Here is a 9,445-nt window from a genome sequence, read left to right on the forward strand (position 1 = left end):
TTGGGTTTGCTGGTGGTGGTGTGGCGGGCGTGGCCCGCCCTGCGTTGCCGCCCCTGAGTGCAATGTGGCGCGCACCGAGTGCGCGGCGCCAACGATCTTCTTCACTAGAATCGGGGGTTTGGCTTTTCGCGTTCGCGCTGCCCAAGTCATGGGCGCGGTTTGCGTCATCCCCACACTGGTTGCTTGCGCAGGTCATGCCTGGGCGCGCAGCCCACAAGGTTTCAACATGCTGACCTTCCAGCAACTCATCCTTCGCCTGCAAAGCTACTGGGACGCCCAGGGCTGCGCCCTGCTGCAACCGTACGACATGGAAGTGGGCGCCGGCACCAGCCACACCGCCACCTTCCTGCGCGCCCTGGGCCCCGAGCCCTGGAAGGCCGCGTACGTGCAGCCCAGCCGCCGCCCGAAAGACGGCCGCTACGGCGAGAACCCCAACCGCCTGCAGCACTACTACCAGTACCAGGTCGTGCTCAAGCCCGCTCCGGCCAACATCCTGGAGCTCTACCTGGGCTCGCTCGAAGCCCTGGGCTTCGACCTGAAGAAGAACGACATCCGCTTCGTCGAGGACGACTGGGAGAACCCCACGCTGGGCGCCTGGGGCCTGGGCTGGGAGGTCTGGCTCAACGGCATGGAGGTGACGCAGTTCACCTACTTCCAGCAGGTCGGCGGCATCGATTGCAAGCCCATCACCGGCGAGATCACCTATGGCCTGGAACGCCTGGCCATGTACCTGCAGGGCGTGGAAAGCGTGTACGACCTGGTCTACTCGAAGGACCCGGCCGGCAACGTCGTGAAGTACGGCGACGTCTTCCACCAGAACGAGGTCGAGCAGTCGACCTACAACTTCGAGCACAGCAACGTCGAGTTCTTGCTGGGCGCGTTCACCAACTACGAGACGCAGGCCCAGTACCTGATGACGCAGCAGTTGGCCCTGCCGGCCTACGAGCAGGTGCTCAAGGCCGCGCACACCTTCAACCTGCTGGATGCGCGCGGCGCCATTTCGGTGACCGAGCGCGCCGCCTACATCGGCCGCATCCGCAACCTGGCGCGCAGCGTGGCCGCCGCCTACCTCGAAAGCCGTGCTCGCCTGGGCTTCCCCATGGCTCCGAAGGCGTGGGCCGACGAGGTCATCGAGCAACTGAACAACAAGAAGGCGGCTTAAAGCATGTCCGACACCCGCACCGCCAACCTGCTGGTTGAACTCTTCGTCGAAGAGCTGCCCCCGAAGGCGCTCAAGAAACTGGGCGAGTCCTTCGCCTCTGTGCTGGCCGACAGCCTCAAGGCTCAGGGCCTGGCCTCGGCCGATGCCACCGTCACGCCTTACGCCTCGCCGCGCCGCCTGGCTGTTCACGTGACGAGCGTGGTCGGCAAGGCCGCCGACCAGCCCGTGCAGCACAAGCTCATGCCCGTGACCGTGGGCCTCGACGCCAGCGGCCAGGCCACGCCCGCGCTGCTCAAAAAGCTGGCTTCGCTCGGCCTGGGTGTCGAGGTCGTGCCTTCGCTCAAGCGCCAACCCGATGGCAAGGCCGAGGCCCTGTTCCTCGACACGGTCAAGGCCGGTGCTTCGCTGACCGACGGCCTGCAAAAAGCGCTCGATGAATCGCTGGCCAAGCTGCCGATCCCCAAGGTCATGACCTACCAGCTGGAGCAAGGCGATGGCGCCAGCTTCCAGCCAGGCTGGACCAGCGTGAACTTCGTGCGCCCTGCGCATGGCCTGGTGGCCTTGCATGGCGACCAGGTTGTGCCGGTGCAGACCTTGGGCCTGAAGGCCGCTCGCGAAACCCATGGTCACCGCTTCGAGGCCAAGGTTTCGCCCGTGGTGCTGCGCGACGCCGACGGCTACGCCGCGCAACTGCGCGAAGATGGTGCCGTGATCGCCAGCTTCACCGAGCGCCGCGCCGAGATCGTCGCGCAGCTCAAGTCGGCCGCGGGCCGCGCCGGCAACCACCTCAAGCCGATTGAAGACGAGGCCCTGCTCGACGAAGTCACCGCGCTGGTCGAGCGCCCCAATGTGCTGATCGGCCGCTTTGAAGAAGCCTTCCTGGCCGTGCCTCAAGAGTGCCTCATCCTCACGATGAAGGCCAACCAGAAATACTTCCCGCTGCTCGACGCCGACGGCAAGCTGACCCACCAGTTCCTGGTGGTCAGCAACATCCACCCGTCCGACCCGAGCGCGATCATCGAAGGCAACGAGCGCGTGGTGCGCCCGCGCCTGGCCGATGCCAAGTTCTTTTTCGACCAGGACCGCAAGAAGACGCTGGCATCGCGTGTGCCGGGCCTGGCCAAGGTCGTTTACCACGGCAAGCTGGGCACCCAGGGCGAGCGCGCCGAGCGCGTGCGCGCCATCGCCCACGCCGTGGTCAACCAGCTCAGCCTGCACACCGTGCCCTTCACGGTCGATGACCAGGACCACTTCAAGGTGCTCGACAGCAAGGCGCAAGAAGCCGCGCTGCTGGCCAAGACCGACCTGTTGACCGACATGGTCGGCGAGTTTCCGGAGCTGCAAGGCATCATGGGCGGCTACTACGCCCGCCACGAGGGCCTGCGTGACGGCGTGGCCATCGCCATCGAAGACCACTACAAGCCGCGCTTCGCGGGCGACAGCCTGCCGCGCAACCACACCGGCACCGTGCTGGCCCTGGCCGACAAGCTCGAAACCCTGGTGGGCCTGTTCGGCATCGGCCAATTGCCCACCGGCGACAAGGACCCGTTTGCGCTGCGCCGCCATGCGCTGGGCGTGATCCGCCTGCTCGTCGAGAAGAACCTGCCGCTGTCGCTGCCCGAGTTGTTCGACGCGGCCGCCGCCCCGTTCGGTGAGCTCATCAACAAGCCGACCGAAGCCCTGCTGAGCTTCTTCGCCGACCGCCTGGCCGTGTCCCTGCGTGAGCAGGGCTACAGCGCCCAGGAAGTCGACGCCGTGCTGGCCCTGCAGCCCGCCCGCCTGGGTGACGTGCCGCGCCGGCTGGCCGCCGTGCGCGCGTTCGTTGCGCTGCCAGAGGCCGCTTCGCTGGCTGCGGCCAACAAGCGAGTCAGCAACATCCTGAAAAAGGTGGAAGGCGAGGTCGAGGCCAAGGTCGACGCCGGGCTGTTCAAGGAGTCAGCAGAAGGCGCCCTGTACGAAGCCCTGCAAGCCGTGGCTCCGAAAGCCCAAGCGGCTTTTGAGCAAGGCGACTACACTGGGTCCCTGCAAGCGCTGGCGGCCCTCAAGGCCCCGGTGGACGCTTTCTTCGACGGGGTCATGGTCAACGCCGAGGACCCCGCCCTGAAGGCCAACCGCCTGGGCCTGCTGGCCACCCTGCATGCTGCGATGAACCAAGTTGCCGACCTGTCCCGACTGGCTGCCTGATCCACCACATGCTGTCTCGTTCCCACCCTGGTGAGGCCATCAAGCTGGTCATCGTTGACCGCGATGGCACCATCAACCACGAGCGCGAGGACTACATCAAGTCCGCCGACGAGTGGGTGCCCCTGCCTGGGGCCCTGGAGGCCATCGCCCGCCTGAATCACGCAGGCTGGCATGTGGTCGTGGCCACCAACCAGTCCGGCATCGGGCGGGGCCTGTTCGACATGGTCTCGCTCAATGCCATGCACGCCAAGATGAACCACATGCTGGCGCGCGTGGGCGGGCGGGTGGAAGCGGTGTTCTTCTGTCCGCACACCCCTGAAGACCATTGCACTTGCCGCAAGCCCTCGCCAGGGCTGTTTCAAATGATCGGTCAGCGTTTTGGTTGTGATCTGGCTGGCGTGCCCATGGTTGGTGATCTGCCTCGTGATGTGCTGGCTGCCCAGTCCGTGGGCTGCGAGCCTCACCTGGTTCGCACCGGTCAGGCTGCCACCATGAGCGAGGCGGAACTGCAAGATTTGCGTCGCCGGGTGCCTGACCTGACGATCCACCCTGATCTGTCTGCTTTCGCCGACTTCATCGTCCTGCGAGACCGGCGTGCCCACGGAGACGATGCGCCCGTGGCCACCCACATGGGAGAGTTGACTTGAGTTCGATGCCCGCTGCGCAGCAGTTGCAGCTCTGGGATGACGAGGCGCCCGCCGAGGGGCTCGCAGGCGACTCGGACCGATTGGGCCACCAGGCCGCCAACCACTGTGCCGAAGCCCGCGCCAGCGTGCCCGAAGCGGCTTTGCTCGGCAGCTTGCCGGTGTTCCGCCACCCTCGCGCGGTGCGTGAAATTCGCCTGGGCAAAGCCCTGGTGGGCTATGAATGCACCCGCGTGCAGCGGCGCAGCATTGGCATGGTCGTCAGCGACGAGGGCTTGTCTGTGCGGGCACCCAGCTGGGTGTCCTGGGCAGACATCGAGGTCGCGTTGCGCGCCAAAGAGCGCTGGATCTGCAACAAGCTGGTTGACCAACGGGAGCGCGCACGGCGCCAGGTGTCGGCGCAGATCGACTGGAGAGCCGGTTGCCAACTGCCCTTCATGGGCGAGCCGGTCACCGTCATTCTCGATCCGACGCAAACCGGCGCGCGCTTCCAGCCTGCGTCACTCGATGCTGCGCCTTGTCGCCACACGCTCAGGTTGGGCTTGCCTCACGACGCGATGGGCACGCAGATCCGCGATGCCGCCGAGGCTTGGTTGCAGCGTGAAGCCCGGATGTTGTTCGCCGAACGCGCGGAGCACTACGCGCGCAAGCTGGGTGTCGTCGTCAAGCGCGTGAGCCTGTCGTCTGCGCGCACACGTTGGGGCAGCGCCAGCGCCGATGGCTCCATCCGCCTGCACTGGCGGCTGATGCACTTCAGCCTGGACATCATCGACTACGTCGTGGCGCACGAGCTGGCCCACCTGCGCGAGATGAACCACAGCCCCGCTTTCTGGGACGTGGTGCGCTCCATCCTGCCGGAGTACGAGCCCGCGCGCGATCACCTGCGTCGGGTGGTCATACCCGAATGAGCGAGCCGGGGCGCCGGGCCGTGCGCCCCTGCGTGCACTGCTTCAGCGTGCTGCAAAGCGCCAGACGCCTGCCTGGTCCTGTTCTCGGCTGAGCTCCCCTCGGTGCCACAGGTGGTTGAGGTGAGCGATCGCCTCACCCATGGCGAAGGTGGTCTGGTGCAGATCGAGTGGGCGTTTGAACAGCACCGGCAACATGTCTGCGGCCGAGGAGGGGGCTTGCCTGCAGGCTTGCATCACCTCTGCCAGGCGGTCTTCGTGGTGTTGCTGAAGCTGACGGATGCGCGCATGGATGCCCGTGAAAGGTCGCCCGTGTGAGGGCAATGCCAGGGTGTCCGCAGGCAGCGCCAGCATCTCTTTGATCGAGTCGAGGAACAAGCCCAGCGGGTCTCCCTCGGGCTCCATCTCGTAGACGCTGATGTTGGTTGAAATCGATGGCAGCAGCATGTCGCCCGAGATCAGCAACCCATCGCGCTCGTTGTGCAACGCGATGTGCTCCGGGCTGTGTCCGTATCCAGCGATGCATTGCCAGCGCCGATCCCCGATGTCGATCTGCATGCCGTTGATCAACCGGTGGTGCGCACGCGGCACCTTGGGCACCAGGGCGCGGTAGTAGCCGTTGCGCTCCCGGATCTTGGCGAGATCTTCAGCGCGCTGCAGGCCGTGGCTGGCAAAAAAGCTGGCCGCGCGCTCTCCTCCTTGCGAGGAGGTGGCCTCGCAGGCCTGCAAGGCTGCCAGGTGATCGGTGGCGCTCATCCAAAGGCGCGCGGGCTGGCCTGGTGCGCTGAACTGCTCGATCAACCAGTCCGCATTGCCCACGTGGTCGGGGTGCATGTGGGTCACCAGCATGCGCCGCAGAGGAGCGCTGGCCAGCGGGCCTTGCCACAGCGCCTGCCAAGCCTGGCGGATCGGCTCGGAGGCGATGCCCGCGTCCACCACCATCCAGCCCGCCTGCCCGGCCACGGCATCGTCCAGCACCCACAGGTTGATGTGGTTGAGCGCGAAGGGCAGGGGCATGCGCAGCCATTGCAGTCCCGGGCGAAGCGTCATCAGCTCGCCTGTTGGCGGCAGGGTGTCGCCCCAGGGGTAGGCGATCGGGGCGTCAGACGGGGGCGGGTGCTTGCTCAGGCTCATGCGGTCGATTGTGCCCCGGCGTCGCTGTCAGCGCTTGCCTCACCCGCAGGCTTGTCTACACTGCGGGTCATGAGCGATCAGCATTCCCTTCCCCACCTTTTCGACAGCAACCGTGCCTGGGCCCGAGACATCGAACAGCGCACCCCGGGTTTTTTCAGCCGCCTGCAGAAGCAGCAGTCGCCTCAATACCTCTGGATCGGCTGCAGCGACAGCCGCGTGCCGGCCAACGAAATCTGTGGCTTGCTGCCAGGCGAGTTGTTCGTGCATCGCAACGTGGCCAATGTGGTCGTGCACACCGACCTCAACTGTTTGTCGGTGATGGAATTCGCCATCGACTCGCTCAAGGTCAAGCACATCATGGTCGTGGGTCACTACGGCTGCAGCGGCGTCAATGCCGCCATGAACGACATCCGCATTGGCTTGGCCGACAACTGGTTGCGCCACGTCAAAGATGTTCGCAACTCACACCAGGAGTGGCTGCAAACCGTTCCGGACGGCCCAGCGAGGCTCAACGCCCTGTGCGAGCTCAACGTGCTGGCGCAATGCCGCAACGTTTGTGAAACCACCGTGGTGCAGGACGCCTGGCAGCGAGGACAAGAGGTGGTCATCCACGGCTGGGTATACGGCTTGCATAATGGTTTGATCAACGATTTGCGCATGACCGTTGCATCCTCAGATCAGGTGCAGGCCGTGTTTGACCAAGCACTGTCCAGCCTGCAGCAGCGCCACACGCAGGCCGGATCCTCCACCCCCATTCCCACCGAGTCACGCTGATGACGATGTTCCCGCAACAACTCACCGACTCTCGGGTCTTCGAGATCGCTCGCGCCCTGCTGGATGGCTTCGATCGCCACTACAAGATCTTCTCCGAGACCACGGCCCAGGCCAAGAAGCGTTTCGAGGAGGCCGACTGGCACGGGCAGCAAACCGCGCAGCGCGTTCGCATCGAGTTCTACGACCTGCGCGTGGAAGAGGCGGTCGAGCGCCTGGAGCAGGACCACGGCGCCAGCACCCTGCCCATGGAGGTCTGGCACCAGATCAAGCTGTTCTACATCGGCCTGCTCACCGGACACAAGCAGCCCGAGCTGGCCGAGACCTTCTTCAACTCGGTCACCATCAAGATCCTGCACCGCAAGTACTACCGCAACGACTTCATCTTCGTGCGGCCGGCGGTCTCCACCGAGTACATCGACGACGAAGACGAGGGCACGGGCGGCACTTTCCGCGCCTACTACCCCACGCGCGAGAACCTGCGCCAGATGCTCAAGACCATCGTCGAGAGCTACGAGCTCAAACTCGCGTTCGATGACCTCGATCGCGACATCGGCTTTGTCTATGACGCCTTGCTGGAGCAGGTCGGCAACGTCCGCCTGCGCACCAATTTCCAGATCCAGGTCCTCAATTCCTTGTTTTACCGCAACAAGGGCGCCTACATCGTCGGCAAAGTGGTCAATGGCTTTCGCAGCCTGCCCTTCGCCATCCCCATCCTGCACAACTCCAAGAGCCGGCTCTACATCGACGCGGCGCTCTTCGGCGAGGACGACCTGTTGGCGCTGTTCAGCTTCGCGCGCGCCTACTTCATGGTCTACATGCCGGTGCCATCGGCATACGTGCAGTTCCTGCGCACGCTGATGCCGCGCAAGCCCAGAGGCGAGCTCTACAGCGCCATCGGCCTGCAAAAGCACGGCAAGAACCTGTTCTACCGCGACTTCCTCTTCCACCTGCGCCACTCCAGCGACAAGTTCCGCATCGCGCCCGGCATCAAGGGCATGGTGATGCTGGTGTTCGACCTGCCGTCGTATCCCTTCGTCTTCAAGGTCATCAAGGACTACTTCCCGCCGCAGAAAGAGACCACCCGCGAAGGCATCATGAGCAAGTACCTGCTTGTGAAGCACCACGACCGCGTGGGTCGCATGGCCGACTCGCTGGAGTTCACCAATGTGGCCTTCCCGCGCAACCGCTTTGACGACGAGCTGATCGAAGAGCTCAAGAAATTCGCGCCCAGCGTGATGGAGGAAGACGAGGATGGCCAGGTGCTGATTCTCAAGCACCTCTACATCGAGCGCCGCATGGTGCCGCTCAACATCTACATCCAGGAAGCCGAAGGCGAGTCGCTGGAGCACGCCGTCATCGAGTACGGCAACGCCCTCAAGGACCTGGTGGCCGCCAACATCTTCCCCGGCGACATGCTCTGGAAGAACTTCGGCGTCACGCGCAATGGCAAGGTCGTGTTCTACGACTACGACGAGATCGAATACGTCACCGACTGCAATTTCCGCAAGGTGCCCGAGCCGCGCAACGAAGAAGAAGAGATGTCAGGCGAGATCTGGTACTCGGTCGGCCCGCACGATGTGTTCCCGGAGACTTTCGGGCCGTTCCTGCTGGGCGACCCGCGCGTCAGGCACATCTTCATGCAGCACCACGCCGACCTGCTGGACCCTGCATTCTGGCAAGAGCGCAAGGAACGCATCCAGGCCGGCTACGTGCACGACGTCTTCCCGTACGACCGCTCGCGCCGGTTCATCCACCAGATCCAGCCGAACCTCGCGCAGGACGGCTCTGCCGAGATCGCACCGGTCGAGGAGCCAGTGGAGGTGCAGCCGCTTGGTCCGAAGGTGCACGATCAGGGGCGGCTCACCGGCTTCACCAGTGGTGATGCCGGTTCCGGTGACTGATCACCAAAGCTGCCACCAGGGCTTTTTGGACTTGTCGGAGGCGGTGCCTCCGGCCATGCCTGCGGACAGAAACTCGCTGTTCGGGAAACTCTGGCGCAGCACCCGCAAGGTGTCGTCACGCAATGGCACCAGGCCCAGCTTGTCGTAAGCCTGCGCCATGATGAAAAGGCCTTCCTCCACCGCGGGCGACTGGCTGTACTCCTTGACGGCCTGCTGGGCGCGGTTGGCCGCAGCCAGGTAGGCGCCACGGCGCAGGTAGTAGCGGGCAACGTGGACCTCGCCAGCGGCCAGCGAGTTCACCACGTGGTTCATGCGCAGGCGCGCGTCTTCGGCGTAGCGCGACTGCGGGAAGCGCTCGACCACCTGCTTGAACGACTCGTAGGCATCGCGCGAGGCTTGCTGGTCTCGCTCGGCCAGGTCCTGGCGAGACAGCTTGCCGAACAGGCCCAGGTTCTCGTTGAAGTTCACCAAACCTTGCAGGTAGAAGGCGTAGTCCAGCGCCGGGCTGGTGGGGTGCAGGCGAATGAACCGTTCGAGCTTGGCCAGGGCCTGTGCTTTCTCGCCGGTGCGGAAGTAGGCATAGGCCAGGTCGATCTGGGCTTGTTGAGACAAAAGGGTGCCAGAAGCACGGGCCTCGACCTTTTCAAGTTTCTTGATCGCCAGCTCGAAGTTGCCTTCGGCTGCGTCGTCCTTGGCGTCTGCGTACAATTTGTCGGATGCGATGTTGGCGAATTCGTCCTG

The 9,445-nt window shown here is 64.6% G+C and carries 8 protein-coding genes; 6 read left to right on the plus strand and 2 right to left on the minus strand.

Translation table 11 applies throughout. The features are described 5' to 3' along the window. Positions 1 to 226: 226 nt before the first annotated feature. Genes glyQ through B2W70_RS18290 form a run of 4 tightly spaced genes read left to right on the plus strand, consistent with a single transcriptional unit; the run spans position 227 to position 4,898 of the window. On the plus strand, positions 227 to 1,162 hold the full coding sequence (glyQ, locus tag B2W70_RS18275) for a glycine--tRNA ligase subunit alpha (protein ID WP_286748002.1): 936 nt from the start codon (positions 227 to 229) through the stop codon (positions 1,160 to 1,162). Positions 1,163 to 1,165: 3 nt separating this feature from the next. Next, entirely contained in the window at positions 1,166 to 3,346 is a 2,181-nt protein-coding gene (glyS, locus tag B2W70_RS18280) for a glycine--tRNA ligase subunit beta (protein ID WP_286748003.1), read from the plus strand. 8 nt (positions 3,347 to 3,354) lie between these two features. Next, positions 3,355 to 3,993 carry a D-glycero-beta-D-manno-heptose 1,7-bisphosphate 7-phosphatase gene (gmhB, locus tag B2W70_RS18285; protein ID WP_286748005.1) on the plus strand — a complete coding sequence of 213 codons (639 nt, stop codon included), beginning with the start codon at positions 3,355 to 3,357 and terminating at the stop codon, positions 3,991 to 3,993. A 5-nt stretch (positions 3,994 to 3,998) separates the two neighbouring features. Next, on the plus strand, positions 3,999 to 4,898 hold the full coding sequence (locus B2W70_RS18290) for a M48 family metallopeptidase (protein WP_286748016.1): 900 nt from the start codon (positions 3,999 to 4,001) through the stop codon (positions 4,896 to 4,898). Between the two features lie 42 nt (positions 4,899 to 4,940). Here the strand turns inward: B2W70_RS18290 and B2W70_RS18295 are convergent, their stop codons facing one another. After that, the gene (locus B2W70_RS18295) at positions 4,941 to 6,029 is read right to left on the minus strand and encodes an MBL fold metallo-hydrolase (RefSeq protein ID WP_286748007.1); all 1,089 of its coding nucleotides are present in this window, start codon (positions 6,027 to 6,029) and stop codon (positions 4,941 to 4,943) included. A gap of 69 nt (positions 6,030 to 6,098) precedes the next feature. Here B2W70_RS18295 and can point away from each other — a divergent pair, with 69 nt between their 5' ends. Further along, positions 6,099 to 6,803, plus strand: coding sequence for a carbonate dehydratase (can, locus tag B2W70_RS18300; RefSeq protein WP_286748009.1), 705 nt, complete (start codon positions 6,099 to 6,101; stop codon positions 6,801 to 6,803). 5 nt (positions 6,804 to 6,808) lie between these two features. Then, positions 6,809 to 8,704: a bifunctional isocitrate dehydrogenase kinase/phosphatase gene (aceK, locus tag B2W70_RS18305; RefSeq protein ID WP_286748018.1), complete on the plus strand. Its 1,896-nt coding sequence runs from the start codon at positions 6,809 to 6,811 to the stop codon at positions 8,702 to 8,704. Here the strand turns inward: aceK and B2W70_RS18310 are convergent. Beyond that, positions 8,705 to 9,445 (minus strand): outer membrane protein assembly factor BamD (locus B2W70_RS18310; protein WP_286748011.1); only part of this gene is annotated, 741 nt, incomplete at its 5' end.

The sequence above is a fragment of the Aquabacterium sp. UBA2148 genome (assembly GCF_002328915.1).
In the GTDB taxonomy this organism is placed as follows: domain Bacteria; phylum Pseudomonadota; class Gammaproteobacteria; order Burkholderiales; family Burkholderiaceae_C; genus Aquabacterium; species Aquabacterium parvum.

Coding starts and splice junctions, on each gene's coding strand:
- glyQ (WP_286748002.1), top strand. CDS start 227: ATGCTGACCTTCCAGCAACTCATCCTTCGCCTGCAAAGCTACTGGGAC.
- glyS (WP_286748003.1), top strand. CDS start 1,166: ATGTCCGACACCCGCACCGCCAACCTGCTGGTTGAACTCTTCGTCGAA.
- gmhB (WP_286748005.1), top strand. CDS start 3,355: ATGCTGTCTCGTTCCCACCCTGGTGAGGCCATCAAGCTGGTCATCGTT.
- B2W70_RS18290 (WP_286748016.1), top strand. CDS start 3,999: ATGCCCGCTGCGCAGCAGTTGCAGCTCTGGGATGACGAGGCGCCCGCC.
- B2W70_RS18295 (WP_286748007.1), bottom strand. CDS start 6,029: ATGAGCCTGAGCAAGCACCCGCCCCCGTCTGACGCCCCGATCGCCTAC.
- can (WP_286748009.1), top strand. CDS start 6,099: ATGAGCGATCAGCATTCCCTTCCCCACCTTTTCGACAGCAACCGTGCC.
- aceK (WP_286748018.1), top strand. CDS start 6,809: ATGTTCCCGCAACAACTCACCGACTCTCGGGTCTTCGAGATCGCTCGC.